The organism is Paenibacillus lupini (assembly GCF_011761355.1).
GTDB lineage: Bacteria > Bacillota > Bacilli > Paenibacillales > Paenibacillaceae > Pristimantibacillus > Pristimantibacillus lupini.
The window spans coordinates 57,504-82,802 of record NZ_JAASRW010000008.1; the positions used below are offsets into that span (position 1 = coordinate 57,504).

Here is a 25,299-nt window from a genome sequence, read left to right on the forward strand (position 1 = left end):
ACGAGGGTCTTATCTCACCCCGCACTCACCATTTCTCCGCATCTAACCACCTTTTGCCCATCAATAAGACCCTGACAGGGTCTTATCCCCCAAAACACAAAAAAATCCCGCGTCTACGACACGGGACTCTATTATGTACCTGTAACCAGACCTGCTATGACTTTGGGCCGCCTGATGGCGGGCCGCTCTTCACCCAGTTTCTGCCTCTCGCATGCAGCTTTGGTCTGCCCTCGATCGAGCCCCTCGCCTCCTGCGCGCTAGAGCCGCGCACCTAATGCCCGGCTACAGCGTTACCCAGCCAAACTTGATGGATTGAATAACCGCTTGTGTACGGTCGTCAACCTCCATCTTTTGCAAAATGCTGCTTACATGGTTTTTAACTGTTTTTTCACTAATGAACAAATACTCACCAATCATTTTGTTACTTTTGCCCTCAGCCATGAGACGCAGTACTTCTGCCTCCCGGCGAGTCAGTGGATTGTCTTCACCTGCTACAAATTTCACACCTGGTTCCATGCCTGCTGCAGCTCCGGAAATAACGCCCATGTCGTCCAAGTACGTCATACGGCGAAGTTGATTAATCAGCTTGCCTGTCACCTTGGGATGGATATATGCATGACCGTTCACTACGGAACGAATCGCGTTGATAAGTGACTCTGCTTCCATATCCTTCAGCAAGTATCCGGTAGCCCCTTTGCGGAGTGTCTCGAATACATAGCTTTCATCATCATGGATGGATAAGATAATAACCTTCACATCAGGAAAAATCGTCTTCAAACGCTCTGTCGTAACTACACCGTTCTCGATAGGCATGTTGATATCCATGAGTACGATCTCTGGAATAGTGTGATTGCAGAATTCGAGTACTTGAATGCCGTCCCCACATTCCCCAATTACCTCTAGATCGTCTTCCATGTTTAAGATCCGTTTAAGCCCCTCGCGGAAAAGTTGGTGATCGTCGGCTAACAATACTTTAATTTTTTGCTTTGTTCCCGGCGCTGCCTGGTTCATACGTCATCTTACTCCTTTCTACTCTCTACTGAAATTGGGATATGAACTATAATCTTCGTCCCGTGTCCTATTTTTGAGTCGATTTCCATCCTCCCTTCAAGAAGATCTACACGCTCACGCATGCCTATCAAGCCAAAATGGGAGTTATCCTGCGCATGGTTTTCCGTTTGTTCGCTCTGGAATCCAATACCGTTATCCACGATAATAACCGTGACCGTCTCTGTCGAAAAAGCAACCTCCAGCGTGACAAAGGATGCTCTAGCATGCTTGTGCGCATTGGTAAACGCTTCCTGAACGAGCCGGTACACCGCAGCTTCCATGGCTGACGGCATTCTGACTTCTTTGCCGTTAAGCTCGAAGATCGTACGGATCTTCGTCTTATCCTCGAAATCATGAGCGAACTTACGAAGTGCAGGTACAAGACCCAGATCATCCAGGGCCATCGGACGCAGATTGAAAATAATTTTACGAATCTCTTCCAATCCGGAACGAACCTGCCCCTTCAAATCTACTAATTCGTCCTGCACCAACTGAAATTCCTTCTTCAGCAGCATTCTTTCTGCAATTTCCGTTCGAAGAACAATATTGGCAAGGGATTGAGCCGGCCCATCATGAATTTCTCGCGAAATCCGTTTCCGTTCTTCCTCTTGCGCGACGATGATCTTGAGTCCCATCATCTGTCTGTTCTTCGCTGTCTCCAAAATACGTGTTACCTGGTTCAGATCACCAGACAAGTATTGAAGGACAACATTAATCTGAGAGGCAATCGTCTCCGCCCGCTCAATAGACTTCTCCACATTCCGGACCCGCTTCTGCAGATCATCGCGCCGCGTTTTCAAATACGCTTCCTTCTCGCGATAAACCATCAGGTCGAGCTGGATCTGTGTTGCTTTTTCATAGGCGGTTTTGATGTCCTCTTCTTTATATCGAACAAAATCCCGGCTGACTTCAGTCAGCCGGATACGGGCACGCCGATAGTCCTGTTCAAGCTGGTCAACTCTCTCAATCGTCGTTATCGTTTCCGCTAACACGATCTCAAGCTCCTGGCCAAGTGATTCAAGCTCCTGGCGCGCTGATTCGCATATTTCGTAAATTTGAAGTTTACTGTCCTCCATAACGGAGATCGCATTAGTAATTACTTTATTAATATCGACAATGTGCTGGTCCAAAACAATCGGCAACCTTTCTCAAATTCTAAGAATATATAAGTTTCATCTTATAAATAGCGCTTAGAATTCTCCGGATGAAATGCTCCCGCTACCAAAGTACGACAAGCAGTTTCACCTTGTAGAAGGCTATTCCCCCTTATCATAACACACATTTACAGCCGCTCGTCCACACTTAATCGATGGCAATCTTTTTCGTCTTGCTGTCATAGGTGACCTTTAGACCCAGCTTTTCAGAGAATAACCGGATCGGAATAAGCGTACGCCCATTCTTGATTATTGGGGCCACTTCGGTCTCGAAAAGCGCGCCATTGATATTCATTTCCTTTTTCCCGATTACCATTTCAAGCATTTTTGATCCATTAATTACCGTTACGCGATTGAGCTTATTGTCCCATTTTAAGGTAGCCCCCATCGCATCGGTTACAAAACGAATAGGTACATAAGTCGTACCACTTGTCTCGAAAGGCGCAACTTCCATAGCGATGGACTTGCCGTTAGACAAAGCGGCTTTCTTACCGATCGTCATTTCAATATGACGAGCTGTTGGAGTCGTTGCTGACGCAGCATACTGAAGCTTAATGTTATCAATGCCTACTGTTCCCGTTGCTGCACGCTCGTCCTGCCCATCCGGTGTGGTTACCACATAAATGCGCTTCAGCTTAACAGGATAAGCCATGCCTTTAGCCGACAAGTCAGCTTTGACCGATTTCAAGCCGGACCAATCCAGCTGTTTTGCAAGATCAACCAAATGGACGGCGCCATTCGCATCGATGAACTCGGCACGCAGCCAGTTCAAGCTTTTATCCCCATATACATCCACTGTCATGGAAATCGGTGAACCATCGATCGATTTGCCAGAGCTGCCATTGAACTGGGCATATACCGCTTTGGTACCGGTTCCGGCACTAAAGTCATAGGAAATGCTCAATGCTTTCCCGGACGTTTGACCTGGCAGATCCGTCACAAGCTTCACACTTCCCGTTGTTGTAGCAGCAGGGGTCACTTGTGGGTTAATGGCGTAACCGACACTTTCGAAAGTCTCAAGCGTCTTCTCAGAGCCGCCTTGTGTGAACGGAATCATCGTTGGAAAACCATCGTAGCGTCCAATCGCATAACCCGTCTTCGTACCAGAGGTTACAGAACCAACTGTCAGGGTATCTCCGCTAGTCGCTGCTGTAAAGCCGATGAATTCCCATTTCAGCGAATCTCCGGACAATTTATAGGTTTTGCCGTTTTTCAGCGTTATTTTGACAGGGATTGATACTGTTGCCCCTTTTGACAATAGACCAGCTGCCGTGTCGAGCTTCAGCTCGGCAATTTGATCCTGACCAATTACTTCAACCGGGTAACTGGCAGTAACTGCCCCGGATTTAACAGTAATCTTCGTTGAACCTGCCTTAGTAGCGGTAAACGTATTGCCGTTAAACGCGCCTATGCCAGCCGTAGAGCTGCTCCAAGTAGCGTTCGCCCCGTCTACTGTATAAGGGTTGTAGTAGCTGTCATAGCCTTTTATAGAGAAGCTGGTGCTTTGTCCAATAAAGAGCACGTTAGAGCCGCTGACCGTAATCCCCTTCAGATTGCCTTGCGGTGCAGTTGTGAACACCCCAATCGAATTGGAAATGCTGCGCTGCGTCGTATCATATTGTGTCGAATGCGCTAGGCGAAGTGATGTTTCCCCGAGCGGACGCTCAATCATTGTTGTTGAACCGCCGCCATCAAGGTTGATCCCTTTATAAACACCAAGCTTCACCATGACCTGCTGCAGTTCTTTTAGGTTCAGGCCTGTGCTATCGCCGTAGTCTTCGCTTGTAATCAGGTAGACCTTCGTACCGTCCTTCGAGTAGCCTACTGCCGAACGGGATACGTAGGAAGAGCCGCTTACGCCTGTAATATCACGGGAGAATGTCGCAGCCGCGCCGTTATTGACGAGTATCGTATGTCCGCCTACCAGCATTTCAAAGCTTGTAGGATCAACCTTTTGACCAGATGTCTGAGACACGAGTGAGTAATCTGACGTTACGGCTTGGCCGACTTGTAGATGCTCCATGATGTATTTCGCAGCAGTACCGTGGCCACGAAGGATATATCCGTCTGCCGGAATAGTTCCTGTTAGCGGCTTACCGTCCGAAATTTGCTGAACGACTCCGTTAACGACCAATGCTTCCGTTGGCGTCGCAGAAGAGTTCTTAGGACGCTCTGCACCGCCCCAAGCGCTATTGTAGATATAGAGAGTATTAGCGTGACTGTAGTTCGATGTACCGCCTTCAGGCATATAGGCTGACTGATTGAGACCAGCCAAGACAAAGCTTGAGCCGTCTGCAGACGTAACCTTCCCGTCAAAAGTGTAGCTGTCGATGACTGGCTTACGATCTTTGGTCACCGCAAAAGCGTACATGCCCTTGATTTGCATCGGGCTTGTCATCAGCGTTCCGCTGGTTACCTGCGCGCCCATTGGCGAGCCTTCGGTCGTTGTTACGAAAACATCGGCGTTAATACCTGCGACAGCGCCGTTTTCTTTGGTCATATTCATAACCGTATTCAGTTTACCTACGGTATTATTTTTGCCGCTCATGACGTTCACATTCACATACGGATTAGATAGATCTACTTCGATGACATGGACATTCGCTTGTGCTGCTTTGCCGCTGCGTGTCGTTTTCCACAAATAGTCCATACGTTGTGCGCCTGCCGTAATATACGACTGTTGAAGAAGCTTAAGGGATGGTTCTGCAGTAGCAGCTGCCACAGTTCCGATCTGCAATGGGTTCCATTCAAAAGAAAGTGCTGACGAGACTGGTTGTGAGAGCAGTGTACCACCGATAACTACAACTGCAATTTTTTTACCCAAGCTTCCCGTCTGACGGACATTGTTGTTACGTACCTTACTCATTGTATAGCAACTCTCCTAATCTATTAATCTACTCATTATAGACTACTCGAGAGTCGGAAAAGTTCCGTCTATAAAAAATTCTTAATAATTGGGGTGTGTAGTGCTGGGCGGATGAATGGTAGAGGGGGAAAGGCAGGGCTGCGAGGAAAGGTCATTCTTCCGATCGCTGTTGCAGCTGAATTCTTTGAATTTTTTAACGATGTTATCGTTAGAATTCAGCTGCAAAGGCGAACGCTTAAAAGCTTTCTGAAAGAAAGCTACATCGGAAGCATATGCTGCTTCTCCAGAATGACCTTCCCTCTCCGCCCCTTCTTGCCCCCGCCTCCCATCCGCCAGCACCTGGGGGGTGCACAAAAAGAAGTAGGTCATCGCGTGGGCTCATGCCCACTGATGACCGAACTACCTTGTTAAGGGCCTTTAGGGACCTTAACTGCGAGAAATGCATAGCTAGTTCGACGGTTAAGGTCCCTGAGGAACCTTAACGTAACTGAGTGAGTAAATATGAGCGTCGATTTGGACTCGTGCATGGGTGTTAAGGTCCCTTAGGGACCTTAAGTGCTAGATAAGCATAGCTCGTTGAGCGGTTAAGGTCCCTCGGGGACCTTAAAGTAACTGAATGAGTAAATTCGAGCGTCGATTTGGACTAGTGCGTTGGTGTTAAGGTCCCAAAGGGACCTTAAGTGCGAGAAGAGCTTCGCTAGTTCGATGGTTAAGGTCCCTCGGGGACCTTAAAGTAACTGAGTGAGTAAATATGAGCGTCGATTTGGACTAGTGCGTGGGAGTTAAGGTCCCTCTGGGATCCTAACTGCGAGAAGAGCATGGCTAGTTGGCTGGTTAAGGTCCCTTCGGGACCTTAACCAGCCTGGATCATCTTGTATTCGGTAGTCCTACTACCGCCCACTGATGACCTGCAGAAACTAAACAAAAGCCCCTGCTCAGCGACCATGTCGCTGAGCAGGGGCTTTCTAGTAAGGGAGTTACTCTAACAGATTTACATACTCTAGCAGACGTTTGATCATTACGATTGCCTCGGCGCGAGTCGCGTTTTTGGTCGGGCCGAAGGTGGTTGCGGTCTGGCCGGTGATGACGCCGATGTATACGGCTTTGGCCAGATCGGTCTTTGCCCAGGATGCCACTTTGGTGCGGTCACTGAATTTCGACAAATACGATGATTCGGATGACGGCAGAGAAATGGTCACCGCCGCTGCTTTTGCCGCACGGGACATCATGACCGCCATCTCTTGACGTGTAATCGGGCTGTTTGGCTTAAAGGTACCGTCGGTATTACCTGTTACGATTCCCGCTTTGGACGCTGCTCCGATGTAAGAAGCCGTCACCGTCCCTGCTGTTACGTCCTTATACTTCGCCGCGTCGCTCCGGCTGCCGGACAGTCCTAGTCCACGTACGATATAAGAAGCGAACTCTGCCCGGGTAATCGAGCTTTGCGGATCAAACTTCGTTGTTGATCCTGACCGACCTTCTATAATGAACTTGTTTGCCAGCATTTTGATCGTGGACCCCGCCCAATGCGAGCTGATATCCGTAAACTTCGAAGAGCCGCTGACTAGAGCATAGGCACTGTTACCTTTCCGCTTGAACGATACAACCGTCGAACCGTTGCTGGTCGAGAAGGTCGTTGGCACATATGACAGCTTGCCGGTTTGCGGATCCAGCCAGACAACTGCGCTGTTCGTTGCATTAATAGAAGTAGTCGATTCGAAGCTGCGTTTTACGTAACCGCCGAATTCAGGAATTGTTACCTGATTATTTCCATTCACAACGGATGCTTCGAACACAACAGGTGTCGACAACAATGATGCCCCTGCCTTGCTGATCGCCGAGGTTAAAGAGCTGGTCATTGAAGTATTGCCTCTTTCCATCTCAACCAGCAAGTTCCCTGTTGTGTAGCTTGAACCAACTAAGGAAGCTAAATTTTTGAACACTAATGCATTTAATGGAATCTCATAGACAAGCGTCCCGTACTGCACGGCAAATGATGCGCTTGAACTTAAGCGATACGCACTTTCTAAAGCTGTGAGTGGAACAGCAACAATGCCTGCCCTCTCTGAGCTTGGAACTTCAAACACGACACGCAGATTGCTGATTCCGGCTCCCTTACCTGCTGTATAGGCTGTCGTCAGCTTATCTGCCGATACGGTATACCGTGAGGTGCTGTATCCCCCTGGAGAGATATCCGAGGTCGTTGTGGCCATAGAAGCCGTAAGTCCGATGCCGCCCCCATCTGCTTCCTCATAATTGCCTGGCAAAGAATCGATAAGAGTCGTTTGGTTCGCTACAGTAACATTCGTGAAGCTATCAATGATACTGCCGTCTGTGGTACGTAAGCTATTTGATGATGTTGCATAATAAGTAATGGTAACTGCATCGCCCACACTAGGCGCTCTTGATAGGGTCAATACAACCGTATTGCCGCTAATCGTTACATTGGTCGCCGGGTCGGACGAATTATCTACTTTAACAGCGAAATAAGCGGATGAAGGAACATAAGACGTGTTGAGTGTTTTCCAGAAGGACAAAGTCAGCTTGGTTCCTTTTGCAACTGCTCCATATAATCCATTATCCGTAATTGGCGCATTCGCTACTGATGCCAATACATTGCTGAACGCAGCCGCCTCATTACCTGCTAAATCGACTAAAGACGTATATAACTTCGAGTAGGAAACTCTAACTGTCGAACCTGATGAAATTTCAGGGCTTACCGTCAGGAATACCTGAGCACCCGAAACCGATACTTGCGTTACGTTACGAACTGAATTATTAACAACAACACTGTATTGTCCAGTTGATGGCCTTCTGGAGGAATCCAGCGTTTTATTGTAAGTAATGATAATAGATGATCCATAAGCTTCAATCGATTGATAAGCTGGTACCGATGTATCAACCGAATTTGTAAGAGAATAGCCGCTGAAGTTGTTTACTTTATTACCTGACGGATCCTGCACCGGATAAGAACCAGCTGTATACGATACACTCACATAGGAACCGGAATCAATCGAGGCATTAATAGCGATAATCACTTTGTTGCCTGAACTGTATACAGAAGTTGGCGTGTAGTAACTGCCCCCAACGTAGACACTGAACTGCGAATAGGCGTAACTGCTGAGCGCAGCCAGATTTTCCGAGAAGATCAAGGTCACGATACCGCCTGCAGCCGTACCACCGGTCAAATAAGGCTTAGTGACATCCACTGCCGTTGTAACCGTCTGCGAAGATAGACTCAAAGCTTGATTACCTGAGAGGTCACGAATACCCAAAGTTGCTGTGGATGGCTTCGTGTAGGAAAGCTTCACCTGCTGTCCATCTACAATGGTACTAGACACGGATAACGTAACTGTGGATCCAGATACCGAAATCCCATTAACGGAGCGGTAAGCCCCATCCACTGTAATATAGAAGCTGCCTGCCGTTGGAATCGAATTCTCCATAAGGCCCTCATTATAGGTCATCACAATGGTTGACCCATTGGCTTCGAGCTTCGAGACAGTCGGAGCCGCTGTATCGCCGCCAAGAGTCTTGAATGTCCATTGATACTCATTCTGAATCCCGTTAAAAGCATTTCCCGCGAGATCTGTCACGGCGTTCGGATCGATAACCGCATAATATACGACATTTGCCTGCAGCTCTTGATTCGGCGAAATGATCAGCTTCTTGTTATTTTGCGGATCAACACTTACCGATGTTCCGATCTGCTGAGGATTGCAAATACCACTTGTGCTGCTCACACATTGAAGGGTAATCTGCCCGCTGCCAGGTTGAACAGCTTCGCTGAACGTAGCCGATAACGTCGCTTTCGTATCAACTGAAATGGCATTATTAGCAGGAGAAGTCGCCGCCAAGGTCGGCTTCACATTATCTTGCGTAACCGTGAATCTCCAGCTTGATGAGCTTGTTAATCCGTCAAAATACAATCCTACCCCGTCTTTAAAAGCATGGCTGCCAAATGTCACATAATAAGCTGTATTATTAACAAAAGCTTTAGCGGATTCGCTGCCATAGCTGCTTGTCGCATCAATCGTAATCGTATCTGTGCCGCCGCCGGACACCCGGCCTGATGTAACCGGGATGGAGCGGAACAAGGTGCCGCTTGTAACCGTGCGAATCTCAATCGTTCCGCTGTCTTGGAATACAGGTTCTGTGAACGTTAAGACAAGCTTGCCCGTTGTTGCCGTCAGAATTCCGCCAGCTAATGGCGATAGAGTCTGAAGTGTAGGTTTTGTCGTATCATTGCCATACCCAGTTGTAAAACTCCATGCCGAAGCATTCGAAATACCTGGGAACAGATAATTGTTGCCGGAGTCGGTCTCAATGAACGCTCCCGCGTCTACTAATACATAATAAGAGGTATTGGCGCTAAATCTCGGGCTGGATGGCAGCGTAATCGTTGCCGTTGCCCCTGTAAACACGACTTGAGAAGAGCTTGTTTTGATTTTGGCAAAAGTCGTATTGGTCTTGAACTCTTTAATCTCAATATATTTCTCCGTACCCGCCATCACATTATGGTCGAAGGCCATGGTCAGCTTATCCGTCAACACAGATACAGAAGTGGCGTTATCAGCCGGTGTAATGGAGACGATATTAAGCGGGGCTACATCCGTATGGAAGCTCCAGCTTATGTAGGATGCTCCTCCCGTCTCTAGCGCATTGCCAGCACCATCCTGAAAAGCTGTTCGAGGAATCATAACCGTGTAATCCGCATTAGAGTCCAAAGAAGCAGCTGGCGTAATCGTAATCTTATTCGTACCGCTGCCTTGCACCATACTTGAGGTTACGGGAATATTTTTAGTATCCGCAGGACTGCTTAAAGTCACACTGCCACTAGTCGCGTAGACCGGTTCGCTGAATTGAAGAATGACCTTACTATCTACGGACACTTGAGTCTCACCTGAATCTGGTGACTTATTCGTAATCGAAGGAGCTGTCGTATCCACAACCGCCGCAGTCCTGAAATTCCAGGCGGCAGCACTGGATATTCCCGCATAATAAGCACCGTTAGACACATTGGCGAAAGCACCGTAATCAATCAGTACATAATAATCCGTATTCACATTCAGATCGGCATCAGGATTAATAGTAACTACTCTGCTTGTCGCATCGAGTCTGATTTTGCCGGAGTTCATTGGGATACTTTCGACAATATTACTGGTGTTATAGTTATAAATCGTAATGGTGGCCGAATCGGACCCCCTTGTTACAGCTTCATCAAACGTTAGTGTCAAATCACTCGTAGGCGTGATCCCCGTTGCGTTATCCGCTGGGCTCATGCCCACAACTACAGGTCCACTTGAGGCAGCATGAACGGTAGTCGTATCCCCCGCCCATCCAGATAGGCTTATTTGAAGCATCAATAATACAGCTATCAAGAAACTAATTCGGCTATGTACTTTCATTCCCCACAATCACTCCCCAGCTAAATACACTTGTACCCTATTTGTCGGCAAATCGACTTGAAAAATTTAGGCTAACTAGGTATTAGTCGAAGTTCGAAGAGAAAAGGTTGCATCAGAAAACGACAAAAAAGCCCCGAATCCAAAAATTCAGGGCTTTCTATATTTATTTATAAATTAAGCAAGTGCGTCTGCTTTAAGCTTCTCAGCTTTGTCTACGCGCTCCCAAGGAAGATCCACATCTGTACGGCCGAAGTGACCATAAGCAGCTGTTTGAGCGTAGATTGGACGGCGAAGGTCCAGCATTTTGATAATGCCAGCAGGACGAAGATCAAAGTTGTTTTTAACGACTTCAACTAGAACTTCTTCCGATACTTTGCCAGTGCCGTAAGTGTCAACGTTGATCGATACCGGCTGTGCTACACCAATCGCGTAAGCCAATTGGATTTCACATTTTTCAGCCAGACCTGCAGCAACGATGTTTTTCGCTACATAGCGAGCTGCATAAGCTGCGGAACGGTCAACCTTCGTTGGATCCTTACCGGAGAATGCACCGCCGCCATGACGAGCATAACCTCCGTAAGTATCAACGATGATTTTGCGGCCAGTCAGACCAGCATCACCTTGAGGACCGCCAATTACGAAACGACCTGTAGGGTTGATGAAGTATTTCGTTTGCTCATCCAGCCACTCAACAGGAACAACCGGTTTGATAACATGCTCAAGAATGTCCGCTTGGATTTGCTCCAGGGAAATTTCTTCTGCGTGTTGAGTCGATACGACAATCGTGTCTACGCGAACTGGTTTGCCATCCACGTACTCGATTGTAACTTGCGTTTTACCGTCCGGACGCAGGTAGCCCAGCGTGTCGTTCTTACGAACTTCGGAAAGGCGGCGAGCAATACGATGCGACAATGCGATTGGCAAAGGCATCAGCTCAGGAGTTTCGTTCGTTGCAAAACCAAACATCAGACCTTGGTCACCAGCACCGATGTCTTCGTTTTCTTTTTGAACGTCTTTCCCATCGCGGCTCTCAAGCGCAGCGTTAACCCCTTGCGCGATATCCGCGGATTGTTCGTTAAGCGATGTAAGCACAGCACAAGTGCTGGAGTCAAAACCGTATTTTGCACGCGTATAACCAATTTCTTTAATTGTACGGCGAGCAATTGCGGAAATATCGACATAATCAGCACGGGAGCTGATTTCTCCAATAACAAGTACAAGACCAGTTGCAACCGAAACTTCGCAAGCTACGCGAGCGTAAGGGTCCGCTTCCAGAAACGCATCCAGAACAGCATCCGAGATTTGGTCACAAATCTTATCCGGGTGGCCTTCTGTTACTGATTCCGATGTAAACAAGTGACGACCTTTAACAGACATCCGTATCAACCTCCTACAGCTAGTATGAAATAAGTGCAGACATTCTACACAAAAAATGAACCTTTCCCCGAAGGAAAAGGTTGTTAGACAACTCTCTAAAACAGTATAATACCGAAAATGTCGCTTGGTGTCAACGATTACCAATATTTGATAAAATTTTAGGGAGTATATTTTTTCTCTTTACTCAACCTAAATTTCATCCTCAAAACGTAAGCTTAGCCTTCTAATAAAGGCTTAAGCATTAAGCTTAAGTATATCCGTTTAGTACTTTTTCCGCTTGAGCAACAAGACGTTGTGTTATGCTGCCGCCGATCGAACCAACATCACGGCTCGTTACTTCTCTCCATTGAATATGAGTTCCACCGCTTACCCCGCCTAGTTCATCGCCAAATTCCGTATCTGCACCAGTACTCACTCCGTGTGATGCAAACAAGCCAAGCTCAGCAGCAATCTCATACTTCATTTGGTTCAGCGCAGCTTTACAATCTGGAACAACCACTTTGTTGGAACGACTCATAATAAGAACACCTCCATATGAATTTAGGAACGTGGCTTTATTGTGTGTCCTTCCGAGCAGTTTGAAGCGTATAACCTATTGTCAGTCCGGGCAAAATGTTCTATAACACCCATTGCCTTCGTTTATTGAATAACGTAGCTGCCTCGAACAAGCAGGGTTAAGGACTTCGTATAGCCTGGTGCTGTTGTAACTCCACGCCCCGCACGCGGGAATAACATATGATGGTTGGCAATGATCGCTTTGCCATTCGTTAAGTCTTTACCATCAGTCAGATCGGCAATGCCATTCGCATCCGTACTATAGACAACGGCTTTGCCTGCGCGTACAACGACCTCTGTGCCTTCATTGGCGATGAGGACTTTACCTGCTGGTACTGCTACAACTTCCAGCTTGGCGCTTGTACCACCTGTCTCAGGCTGCGTTGTTCCTCCACCTGTTCCAGAACCGGCTTTCGCAATTTGTTCATCTACATAGCTCTTCGTTACCACCGGGTCGTCTACAGAGCCGGGTACCGTTGCATTTGATTCCGCCTCAAGGGTTGTCGGCCAGTTAACCCCAGCAATAAGGCCTGCTCCTACTAGAACAACTGCCAACACAATCCGTAGTGCATACTTCTTCAATTTCGACAAACTCCTTTCTTACGCAATTACGCAAACAAATCTAGTATCTCTTAATAAGATACTAGATTTGGATGGGATTAACCAGTTATTTCTTACTTTAAAATTTACTCATAAACCAGATTAGTTGTTCGGTTCATCTAACCAGTTATAAGAAGGGGCAAATTTCACATCTTTGGAGAACAGCTTCTTCTTGTTGCCATTAAACACTTCATAAACATTTAATGTATAGCTGCTCCAGTATTTGTTTTCAGTTTGTTTTTGAGTAATTTCATTCATGTTATTGCCGACTTTCCATTGTAGGCTATTATCTGCTTGACTTTCGAGACTTACATTTTGGGTCCATAATACGTCGCCAGTTGGCTCGTATACCATTTCAAATTGCAGCTTGGATGGTGTAAATCCGTCATAGTTGTAATCACGGTTCACCGTGCTGGCCATGTTGATCACAACATTCAATTCATTTTGAACAAACACGCTAAATTGAGTGAGATCTACCGTGTATGGACCAACCTTTATATCTTTGTTGCTATTAGTAGTGGTTTCAGCTGGTAGTCCAAACAATACGCCACGGATGTAACCAGTAGGCGTTCCCGTTGTTCCTTTCAGCAAACCACTATCATCAATGGCTTCACCCATCAACAACTGCAGTCCATCGCGACTTACATTTGATGGAAGCTTGGTGTACACGATAACTTGTTCTTTATTACCTGGAGTGATTGTCGTAGCTGTTTTTACAAAGCTAGCATCATAATAATTGCCGTTTGCCGATTTGAAATATCCCGTCCATTGCGGCATAGTTTTGCTTCTGGATTGGTTGTTCGTAACATCGAGATAAACGGCATACAGATCATTTGTATCTCCACTGTACGTACGAACATCCGTAATTTTAACGCCCATTTCCGAACCAATCGATTTTTGTGTGTATACATTACCTGCTGCTACCGAATAAATAGATGTAACATCAGATTTTGTTACTTCTGCTACTTCTACCGTATCTTTATCGGATTTTTCATTTAGTTGTAGCTCAAACTTTTTCCAATTATAACTAGTTTGCAGCTTGCCGATGAAAGTTATTGTCGTAGTAGCACCTGGTGCGATACTGATATCACCGGCATTTTTAACTGTCTGGCTGGTCAATGTTATAGAGTCATCAAGAACCATTGTTCCTGTAAGATCAGGTAATGGCAGATATGTCGAACTGCTGTTCTTCACAGCAAGCTTTGCTACAACATTATCTTCATTATTCCAAGGCATGCGTTGTACGGATTGAAGTTCAACATTATAAGTACCATTGGCGTCCGTAAAGCTTTGTTTTGCTGTGCCAGTGCTTGTATTACCAACGGATACTGGTGTTACGAATGAAACTACCGGTAATTCTACTTGTGTATTTTCCGCTGCTGTTACCTTTTGGGTAACAATGAATTTCCACCCCGATGTCGATACGGTATTTGGAATAGAACCCGTCAATTCAATCGTATTAAGTACCGATGGTGCCAGAAGCAGATTTTGATCTGCTGTATCTTTCAAAGATAGTTTATATAAGCCTACTGCAGTCTTGATATAGTAATTATACTCTGGGAGATTAACACCAAACTGACTTGTATTCCGAGCAACATAAGTCAGGTTAACTGAATAATTATCCACAGTCTTACCCACTGTTGTCTTATTAACACGCATGTTCACGCTGGAACCGCCAATTTTAACAGCACGATAGCCGCCAGCCTTCACATCATTGGTGTAACCAGCAGGGAATGTGAATTGGCCGATTGTTTTCTCATATCCAGAAACAGAGAAATCAAATTTTACAAAGTTTAAAATAAGTTGATCCATCGTTACTTTAGAGCCTACTGCACTGTAGAAAGTAAGAGTTGTACTAGACTTTGGACTAACATTCTTTTTGTTAGCCTTGTCTAGCAGTGTCAGCGTGTACTTGGTGCCGCTCTTTGTCTTTAAACGTGCCCAGTAATCCACAAGATTAATAGGAGAGCTGCTGCCGTTATAAAATTCAAAAGTAAAGCTAGCCGTAGCACCGTCAACACTTGGGATTAAGCTGGCATCCGTCAGCTGTACATAGGAATTACCCGATATGTACACCTTCTTATTAACCGATGATGCCGTCGTCGCTGCTGCGAAGGATACCGGAATGGCACTAAGAAGCATCACAAAAGCAACGAAGAGAGATACGAGCATTGTCGATCGTTTAAAGCTTTTCCGCATTGTCACATTCACTCCGTATAATTAGATTTAATTAAATAGACGAGAATGGAATCCTATAAGTTTCGGCACTTTTCAAAAATGTTTCGCCCTCTTCACCCAGAATCCGCCTATATAGGTAACTATAACGTGTTTATATGAACTATGTATGAACGATTTCATAGAAAATAAAAAGAAAGCTGAGAGCAAGCTCTCAGCTTTCTAGTTTGTTCAGTAGAAACGATTAGTGAGCAGTGATCAGGATCACGCCAGCTTCGTCGTTTCCGTTGTAAGAAGTACCGCTACCTACTACAGTAACTTCGTATTTACCGGAAGCTGTGCCATAGTTATCAGCAGCAACCAGTACGTCTGTGAAGTTCGAAACTTCAACAGTTCCGTCAGTCTTCTTAATGAAGATTTGAGTAGCAGCTGTAGCTACAAACGGATTTGTAACGCCAGCAACTGTGAATTTCTTACCGCTAATATCAGTTACAGTTACGCCAGTAGCTTTAGCATTCACGATTGCTTTAGCATCGTATTTACCGTCGCCAGCGCCTGCGCCTGTAGCAGCGTCAGTCAAAGTAACCAGATCGTTGTCAGCGTAAGTTGCACCATAAGTAGTAGAATCTACGTTGAACGATTTTGTTTCACCATTAACATTCAGTTTAATAGTGTATACATTATCAGCAGCGTTAGTAGTTGTAGCAGTCATGGACTTGCTGATGAACAGACCTTGAGCTTGAGCCAATTGGTCTACAGAGCCACTACCCAGAACGATTACGTATTGAGCAACGCCAGTGTCGCTAGAGCGAACAGCAATCGAAGCACCTTTAGTTACGTCAGCAGCAGTACCTGCAGTTACTGTCGAGTCAGCTGGAGTAGTAGTGTTAACTCCCAGTTTCAGGTATACAGTGCTGCTATCCAGACGGTAAGTTGTGCCAGCAGTTACTTTAGAAGCATCAACTGCAGTTACAGCTGCACCAGTCAGGCCAGTAACAGTGTCAACTGTCAAAGTAGGGTCAACCACTTTGTCAGCTGCGCTAACGAGAGTCAGACGACCGTTGCTGTCAGTTTTCAGCGGTACCAAAGTATTTTTAGCATAGTCACCATCTTTAGTGAATGCAGTTACTTTAGTGTTGTCTTTCAACGAGTAGTAAACTACTTTGTTGTAGACTTTATCGGAAACCATGCCGTTGTCGATGATGGAGTACTTAGTTGTGTTGTCTACATCAAGGATTACAGCAAAGTTAGAAGCTGCAACAGCTGCAGTAGTGGAATAGAATACTACTTTGCCATCTTTGTTCAGGTTGAACGCATACTCAGTACCAATGTTGGATGCAGTCAGAGCTGAAACTTGAGTACCAGCTTGTGCGTAAGTTGTGCCGTTAACTGTGTAAGTTGCGTTACCTTTACCGTCATTACCTACACCTTGCAATTTGCCAGTTACAACGTTACGAGTCGCAACTACTTGCAGAGCCGTGTCACCGTTAACAACATAGTTAACGACGTCGTTTTCTTTCAGATCAGCCAGTTTAGCTGCTTTGCCGTCCAAAGTGATTGCAGTGTTAGCATCAACTTTAACAGAGTAGCCATCTTTACCGATGATTCTGCTGTATGTGGAGTAAGATACTACCTCTTTGAATACATTGTCAGATTTCCAGTTGCTTACGAGAATAGCTTGAACATCGCCTTTGCTATTCAACAGCAGCTGAGCATCTTGGTCATTAGTAAATGTATAAGGCAAAGCTTGCTCAACAGAGTTTACAAAGATTTTCACACCAGCAGTAGCTGTGTAAGAAGTAGCTCCGTTGTTCACTTTAAATGTAAGATCAGCAGGAATCGCAGGAGTTGCAGAAGCATTTCCAAGCGAAATTGTGTCTACATCAGTAGAAGCACTAACGATTTTCCCAGCATCTTGAACGTCAGTTACTGCGATTACTTCGCCATTTTTGTTTTTCAGGACGCTAACTGTATGGCCCAACAGCTCAGACAGTTTTTTGCCGCCAGTAACGAAGAAATCTTTAGCAGTTGCAACGCTTTTACCACCAAGGTTAATTTGGCCACTGGAGTTCAGTGCGCCAGCAGTCAATACATTAGCTGGTTCAAACGCGCCGAGTTTGCTGATGAACAGTTTAGCAGCGTCGCCTTTGCCGTCGCCATCAGTGTCAACCAACAGGTAACCCAGGTCGCCGTCAGCATTGTAAGATACCAGTTGTTTATCCAATGTGTTAGATGTCAGTTCAGCAACTACACCACGAGTAGCGTTGGTACCGTTAGCTGCATCAACACCGTCGAAGAGACCAACTTCGTCAGCTTGAAGCAACACGTTGTAAGGCCACGAGCCGGACAGGTATTTGTCTTGGTAACCAAGAGCACGAACCAGGATCGCTACAACTTCTTCAAACTTGATAGTGTCATTAGGACGGAATTTACCGTTGTAACCTTGGATGAAGCCTTTAGCAGCAGCTGCATTGATGTAACCTGTGTACCAAGCGCCTTTTTTAACGTCTTTGAATGCAGGAGCTGTGTTAGCCATCAAGTTTGCAGAGCTTTCGTTGCCAGTAGCAACGATAACGATTTTTGCCAGTTCAGCACGAGTAATCGTGTTGTCCGGTTTATAAGTACCATCTGCATAACCATTAACGATACCCAGTGCAGTGAGTTGCTCAACTGCGGATTGTACAGGTTTGCCCACTACATCAGATGGTGTAGCTGCAAACGCAGGAACTGCCAAAGCGGAAAGCATCGAGCCAGCAAGTGCTAGCGAAAGTAAACTTTTTTTCATAACCTTTTTTTCTCCTCCTCTAAATACCTTCGGTTGTTGAGAGTTTTGTGTAGATAATGAATTGCTCGTTTTTCTCATAGCCGATTCACCCCCTTCCCCGAGTTAAGAGCATTAAAATAATAATTTAATATAAATGATGTCTGCTTCCATGCTTCAACCCTATGTAAGAACATGTCGCAGAAACTCGTAAACCTACGAAAAAACCATATAAATATATTACTAGAGAAGACCTACCACTTTAACATTATACAATGGGCTATCCCTAGCGTAAAGAGGAAGTTGAGAATTCATTCCACTTCGGGAAAGAATAGTAGTCCCAAGGTACTACATGCCTCGCTGTTTGCAATGTCATGTAATTAAACGCACAGCAGTTCAAAAAGTTGCGCTCAGACCAGAAAAAGATCTAATTTTTTTTTTCGATTCGGTTGTTTATGTATTACTACCCTTCTCTAGGAGTATGTTATCAGTATAGCTTGGCCTATTAATCTCGTCGATGCTAAAGATTTTCCATGGATAAACTTACTTTGGATATTAATAGAAAGAAAAATAGAGCAGTTCGGCCAAGAGCCGAGCTGCTCTACCCCTTAATTCGCGTATATTGCCGGTAATGTCTTGTTGCTTGCCATTACTTTAGCCATAATGATCGCTGCATCGCTTCTTAGCAGTCTCGCTCTAGGCTCAAACACATATCCAGCTTTCTTATCGTTAGGATTGATCATGGAGCCTTGGATAAAGCCCTTTTTCTGAATCGCCAGAATAGATGGAATTGCATAGAAGTCTGCGTTTCCTGAGTCTTTGAAAGCTTTATCTAGAGCTGCTTTTGCCTTGGTAGAACTCGTCTCTAGTTTTAAATTGAGTGCCTTAGCCAGAATAACTGTAGCGTCCTGACGTGTCAAACTTGAATTAGGTTGGAAGCTCCTTGGCTGAGTACCTCGGACAATGCCTGCCCTTGCAGCTGTCTCGATGTATCGGTAGTCATAAAGTGCATTAGTATTAATAATGGTTTCTCTATTAACATCCGCGAAATGAAGCTCTCCTTCATAATTAAGAGGAATATTCAGAGCCTTAACAATCATTCGAGCGAATTCGCCACGATTTACATATTGGTCAGCACCAAAAATACCTGTAGGATCTACTGCATTCATGACGCCTTTAGCAAAAATAGCCTCCATTGCTTCACGGGCATAAGAGTGATCATTAATATCGTTATAACCATATGTCAACTTGCCAACTACATAGTAACCAAACTTCACAAACGGAACTTTAATCGTATGTTTCTTTTCATCAACCGTACCGCCCATGTTCTCCCAGATATTCGAGTAAGGATCGTAGCGGAACACTGTTACTACAGTACCGGCTCCTTGCGAGATACTTGGATCATAAGATAATGTTAACGCCCCGGCTTGTGAAGGAATAACCTCCCTGCCATTATTGTAACGTTTGAAGAATTGCTGATTTGAATCACCTTGAACAATAGCATATTGGTACGGATCAAGGCCTGTTGTTATTGGATCATATGCCTTCGTGACATCATCATCGGCCTGACCGCCATCAATCCAGAAGAGCGAACTTACTTTAATAAAACGATTGGTAAAGAAGTCATCTAAATACAACTTCCCTGTTCTATTTTCTGTCCAGTAATTTGCAGGTTGCGTTCTAAACTCATAACGATTCAGCACACCATCTACTGGATTTGCGATACCAAACAACAGCTGGTTACCGCTATAAATCTGACTTGCATTATTTGTAGTCGAGTTATAAGTCGGACGTACCAGCTTCGTACTTTTCGGGAAAGTAAGTGATAGCGTACCATCAAACACCTTGTGTGAGCTTGCCATCGTCTCAGTATATTGCGCTCCCGGAATGTTAGCCGGTTCGTAGTTGACACTCAACTCATCAGTTAATTTATCTTTGCCTCTTGTAATTACAATAGGGATATCAGTTACCTTGTTTGCCTTCAAGCCTGTCACTCGCACTTTGTAAGCTTCCATAGGAACTGGAGTAACGGGATTCAGGCTATAATCCAGATAAGTTACCTTCTTAGCTAGAATCTTATTGATTGTCATTGAATCAGCGCCTGGGGAAGTAATAATGACATCCACATAATTCTGATTCAAATTTCGTTCTTCTGTTACTGGAGCAAGTACTGTGTAAGGAATCGCGATTGGATTAACCTCAAGACGGAAAGTAGCGCGAGGACCGGCCTCACCGCTGTTAAATACCGTCATCACATATACCTGAGAACTTCCATCTTCCGGAATAGCTTGGTTATCCATAATGAAATAAAAATATTGTTTTTCCAGATCGTAATATACTTTGAAATTCCCATCAACTGATTGCCCTGGGTTTATGGCAGCGTAACGTTGGCCATTACGAGTTGGCGTGAATTCTTTTGTTAAATCCCACTTGATTGATTCTTTAAAGTTTGGTGAATCAATCTGCAATATATAATTTTTGAGCATGTTTTCCGTGCCGTTGCCATTGATGTCATCAAGCCTATCCTCCAAAGTAGCAGGATCCTGGCCAAGATCTATAAAATCAAACGTTCCGTATACATCCATTAGGACTTCTTTGGTTGAATAGATGCTGGATACATTCGTGAAATTCGGATCATTAGCCCTTGGCGAATCCAGGTTTGCAGTATATGGATATACTCCGTCTGTATCTGGCGCTGGAATTGTAGGCAAGTTCTCCGGAATAATATTGAACTTTATTGTGTTCTCATAATTATTCTTAGCCGTTTTAAATACAATTTTAATTGTATTTTCACCCGTCTTATTCAATACGCCATACGCAATATCTCTCGCTGTAGGTGAAGTAGAACTAGAATTACTCTTAGTCTGATCGATAATGAATCGAGTCGCTGTATCATACTGCGGATCAGGATCAGGCTGTAAAGGAATTTCTACATTATTCAAGTAGAAGAATACCGTCTGCGTTCTCTTATTCCCATCTTTCTGATATACAAGTTCATCCTCATTAGCAACATTAACGAACTGTCCCTTTATTTCGGACAATGCGCCAAACAAGAACTCCCTCCCCGCATCCGGTTGCATCGTTGTATCATACTTGATTGACATCCCGTCAAACAAACCATCATACTTCACATTTGGTCCATATAAGAGACGAATACTTGCTTCTTTCATCCCAGTTGTGTTGCTTTGCAGCTTAAAATACAACTTTTGCGTTCCTGCTGTAGGCAGCTTGGATATCTCCATAAATACTCGCAAGAATGGCTGAGAAACACCATTAACAGTACGATAAACGATTTGAGTAGGATCGAGTTGCTTATAAGAAATATCAGGTGCAGATACAGCATTAGAATCAGTGCTATCATTTAGCGTCTTACCAGAACTATTCGCCAGCTTCATAATATTCTTATAACCACCAACAATCGATGTATAGTTGCCAATCAACACTTCGACACCTAATGGCAAAGAATAAATATCTGCATTCTCAATATCCGTTCCATCCAAAACTTCTAGCTGCGATGAGGAATTACTCATTGCTGCAGTGTAACCATTCAGATAATTCACATCATAGATAAATGGCAACGTATTATCATGAAGCGTAAAAGATACAGTACTGGATTGCTGGGACTGTTCATCTACAACGTTATACCCTTGCAGCTTAAAGCTATATCTCGTCTCATACTGAAGATCCGTTGTGGTGATTGGTGCAACTACTCCTAAATCAACCTCAAACCCTACTGTAACAAACTTAGTAGATGGAGTAACTGTATTGATATCTGGGAGTACTGTAATATTATCTTGAGTAAACGGAACTTCTGCTTTCCATTGCGGAAGTAGTTTAAAACGTGATGCCAAGTCATTTTTACTAGTCACGTCTGGCGTATAAACTCCTGCTGTACTTGTGCTTTTAATTGGAATAATGGCTTTACCCGAAAGCGATAGCTTATTACCTTGTTTAGCTGATAGGTCGGAGCCTTTTTCCAAATCAACTGATGATACCTGATCACTTAAGCTCAAGTCATAGAATGTAACAGAACCATTATAAAAAGCGATCTCTCTAGTTGTCTCAACCACTTGAGTGTTGTTCGCTACTTGAATAGTTACAATATTTTTACCAGCCTTGATATTGAGCGGCGATGCAACGAAACTATAATCGCCTGCATCAGAAACCCTATACTCAAAGCTTTTACCATTCAAAACAACAGTTACTTTCGTTGCATTAGGTGCTTTACCACTAATGGAGATGTCTTCATTGGTTTTGCCGTCAGACAAATTGGATTGTAAAACCGTAGTCTGATCTTCTAAAATACTGTAACTAGTTCCTCGGATAGATGCTACCAAATCATAAAGCATTGGACTATTGCGGTATTCAATATAGATTGATTCTGATACCGTCGAAGATCCATAGATGCCTTTAAAAGTGATTTTATTAATGCCTGGATAAAGCTCTACATTGTTCACTGAAATGTTATTCCCACTTAGTGAAATATTCGCTGTTTGATTCTCAATCTTATTTCCCGGGAGCTCGGTTCCATTGCTATTCACATTATAGACACTATAACTGATTGAGTTCCCTACAACATTATTAATTGTACCATTGAGTGTTACACGCTGGTCGGTTGTAATACGAGCATTTTTTAGTTCGTACTTCTCATTATTAAACAAGAAGTAATTACCTGCTGCAGAAGCCTTGTGAGGTGTACTAAACGGTGGCAGCAGCGTAATTAGAAGCGCCAGTGATAGCACGAGTGATATAAGCTTTTTCAAAACGATGATCCTCCTTTATGTTATGGCAATTTGCATGAATGAAGTGAGTAACAATCGACTAGTCCAACTGGGTGACATTGCAATTAGAGGTCGATTAATATGAGTCGCTATTGCTTCCTCCCTTGCTGTTCTCGGATCCAAGGATATGATGGATATTCATAGCCTGACATGAGAATAGTTCTGTAGTGTAGTTATCGGTTCGAAAAGCCTAAAATGTTAGGTTATTCGGCATATTGGAATTATAAAGAAATTTTAATGATAGGAGCTATTGAGCTCCCTCCTTACATTGGATTTACTCCACTAATTCGTCATTTACAGCAACTTCGAATTGTCTAGGCTGGATTTCATCCAGCGTTATTTTACTGAAATATGATTACTAGGAGCTTTAGCGCTCATTTTATTGGATCGAATCCAACGTAGGTAGGTCAGTAATGCCGAAGACGACGATATTGCTCGATGAAATCCAATCTAGCCCGAGGACAATCCATTGGGACGATTACTAAGAAATCAAACAAAAAAAAGGTTGTCCCAAAAGCAAACTTTCTGCCTTTCGGAACAACCTTTTTATATGAGCTATTATAAGATTTATTATTTCGAGCTTCTCGCGTCGACTTTCGAGCGAAGCACACGGTTTAATAAGTTAATAACCGGGCGGCGCGACTTGTCTACGATACCGATGAGTTCCGCACCGATCTGCAGGCTGAAGATCACCAGGCAGATGACGATGAACGTAATCCAGTTTGCAGCGGTTGATTGAACGACCGTGGATTGCAGGATTGCAAAGCCGCCGAACACTGCTGCCACTCCCCAGATAATCAGAACCGTACGACGGTGGCTGAAGCCAAGCTCTTGCAAGCAATGATGCAGATGTCCTTTGTCCGGTGCAAAGATCGGACGCTTGTTCACCAAACGGCGGATAATTGCGAAGAATGTATCGGACAGTGGTACACCAATGATAAGTAGCGGTGTTACGAACGATACGATCGTAATCTGCTTAAAGCTCGTCATCGAGAGCATCGCTAGGCAGAAGCCTAGGAACAAGGAGCCTGAATCACCCATAAAGATTTTGGCTGGATGGAAGTTGAAGTACAAGAATCCAACAATACCACCAAGCAGCAGAACGCTGAGCAGGATAATCGGTACATTGCCCATGATGATCGCCATCACAAGAATGGTACCAATCGCGATAGCGGATACACCGCCCGCCAGTCCGTCTAGTCCATCGATCAGGTTAATCGCATTCGTAACGCCCACGATCCAGAAAATCGTAAGCGGTATGGATACCCAAGCTTCAATCGGCTGCATCGTTGCTCCGAACGGTACGTTCAGAAGATCGATCTTCACGCCAAAGCCGAATACGACAACGCAAGCTGCTGCGATCTGAGCAACCAGCTTCACTTTTGCCGACAGCTCAAAGCGGTCATCGAAAGCGCCGATCAGAATAATAATCGTACCGCCAACCAGTACAGCACGGATCAGGTTGGTTCCCTCATGGTTCAGCAATCCATCCGGAATGAATGGCATGAGGATCAGGAATCCAATTGCAAAAGCAAGATAAATTCCGAGACCGCCCATCCGCGGCATAATCCGTGTATGCACTTTGCGATGGTTCGGTTTATCAATCGCTCCGACCTTGAAAGCGAATTTTTTAACAAGCGGTGTCATAACTAAAGCTATTATTAGAGATATGATAAATCCTAATGTGTAAAGTAAGCCTGCTGGCATATTGTGCAGCTCCCCTTTTTCTATCTACCGAAGTGAATTATACTCCGACAGTAGAAGAAACTCCAAATCCCGTTTTCACGTATTTTCAACGGTTTTGGGAGGTTATTACGTAGTAGAGCGTGGTTTCTTGACGTTTTCTTTATCACGAACCACTTTCACGACGAATTTCGGCAAAACCAACATTCTTGGCAGCCGTTTCGGCTCCTGTAATAACCGGTAAAACCACTCCAAACGCAGCTTCTGGAACAACATTGGCGCTCTCTTGAGCTTGCCTGCCACAATATCGAAGCTTCCTCCAACTCCCATAATAAAGGGTACGCCGAGCTGCTTCTTATATTTGGCAATCCAAGGCTCCTGTGTTTCCGCGCCTCTTGCCACGAACAGTAAATCAGGTGCTGCTTGCCGAATTTCTTCGATTACTTCAGCGTCTTGATCAGCGCCAAAATATCCATCGCGGTAGCCTACGATGCGAACCTGCGGATATTGCAGCTGTAATTTCTCTGCCGCCGCTTCAATCACTTCCTGCGACGTACCCAGCAAATAAGCTGTCCATTTCCGTTTTTCGCCCTCTTGCATAAGACGATGCAACAGGTCAAAGCCCGTTACGCGTTCTGTCACTGGCGTACCAACGAAATTGGCCGCCCATACGACTCCCGCACCGTCCGGTACGATAAGCTCGGCTTTTCTCATCATCTTGTAATAATCTTGGCTCTCTACCGCCGACATTATCATAATTGGATTAGCCGTAATGACATGCGTCTGGCGCTTATGCTCAATTGCTTCTGTTAGGTAGCTGACCGTTTCGTCCATGCTCATCTTGGAGAATGGAATTCCGTAAATCGGCACCGTTGGAACTTGTTTCGAC

General features: G+C 44.8%; 12 protein-coding genes. All 12 read right to left on the reverse strand.

Annotated elements, in window-relative coordinates; translation table 11 throughout:
• Positions 1-282: 282 nt before the first annotated feature.
• Positions 283-1,011 (reverse strand): response regulator, encoded by a 729-nt coding sequence (locus FHS17_RS23735; RefSeq protein ID WP_167280950.1) that lies wholly within the window; start codon positions 1,009-1,011, stop codon positions 283-285.
• Positions 1,012-1,019: 8 nt separating this feature from the next.
• Positions 1,020-2,180: a sensor histidine kinase gene (locus FHS17_RS23740; protein ID WP_167280951.1), complete on the reverse strand. Its 1,161-nt coding sequence runs from the start codon at positions 2,178-2,180 to the stop codon at positions 1,020-1,022.
• A gap of 172 nt (positions 2,181-2,352) precedes the next feature.
• Positions 2,353-5,070: a stalk domain-containing protein gene (locus FHS17_RS23745; protein WP_167280952.1), complete on the reverse strand. Its 2,718-nt coding sequence runs from the start codon at positions 5,068-5,070 to the stop codon at positions 2,353-2,355.
• Positions 5,071-6,047: 977 nt separating this feature from the next.
• Positions 6,048-10,478 carry an Ig-like domain-containing protein gene (locus FHS17_RS23750; RefSeq protein WP_167280953.1) on the reverse strand — a complete coding sequence of 1,477 codons (4,431 nt, stop codon included), beginning with the start codon at positions 10,476-10,478 and terminating at the stop codon, positions 6,048-6,050.
• Positions 10,479-10,652: 174 nt separating this feature from the next.
• Complete coding sequence (gene metK / locus FHS17_RS23755) at positions 10,653-11,855, reverse strand: methionine adenosyltransferase (RefSeq protein ID WP_167280954.1); 1,203 nt, start codon at positions 11,853-11,855, stop codon at positions 10,653-10,655.
• Positions 11,856-12,102: 247 nt separating this feature from the next.
• Entirely contained in the window at positions 12,103-12,372 is a 270-nt protein-coding gene (locus tag FHS17_RS23760; RefSeq protein ID WP_167280955.1) for an alpha/beta-type small acid-soluble spore protein, read from the reverse strand.
• Between the two features lie 122 nt (positions 12,373-12,494).
• The gene (locus tag FHS17_RS23765) at positions 12,495-12,992 is read right to left on the reverse strand and encodes a hypothetical protein (protein WP_167280956.1); all 498 of its coding nucleotides are present in this window, start codon (positions 12,990-12,992) and stop codon (positions 12,495-12,497) included.
• Between the two features lie 120 nt (positions 12,993-13,112).
• Positions 13,113-15,209, reverse strand: a complete 2,097-nt coding sequence (locus tag FHS17_RS23770) for a hypothetical protein (protein ID WP_167280957.1) — start codon at positions 15,207-15,209, stop codon at positions 13,113-13,115.
• 220 nt (positions 15,210-15,429) lie between these two features.
• The gene (locus FHS17_RS23775) at positions 15,430-17,970 is read right to left on the reverse strand and encodes an S-layer homology domain-containing protein (RefSeq protein WP_167280958.1); all 2,541 of its coding nucleotides are present in this window, start codon (positions 17,968-17,970) and stop codon (positions 15,430-15,432) included.
• 584 nt (positions 17,971-18,554) lie between these two features.
• Complete coding sequence (locus tag FHS17_RS23780) at positions 18,555-22,709, reverse strand: S-layer homology domain-containing protein (protein WP_167280959.1); 4,155 nt, start codon at positions 22,707-22,709, stop codon at positions 18,555-18,557.
• Positions 22,710-23,297: 588 nt separating this feature from the next.
• Positions 23,298-24,434, reverse strand: coding sequence for a glycosyltransferase family 4 protein (locus FHS17_RS23785; protein ID WP_167280960.1), 1,137 nt, complete (start codon positions 24,432-24,434; stop codon positions 23,298-23,300).
• A gap of 105 nt (positions 24,435-24,539) precedes the next feature.
• On the reverse strand, positions 24,540-25,250 hold the full coding sequence (locus FHS17_RS23790) for a WecB/TagA/CpsF family glycosyltransferase (RefSeq protein WP_167281186.1): 711 nt from the start codon (positions 25,248-25,250) through the stop codon (positions 24,540-24,542).
• Positions 25,251-25,299: the final 49 nt, after the last annotated feature.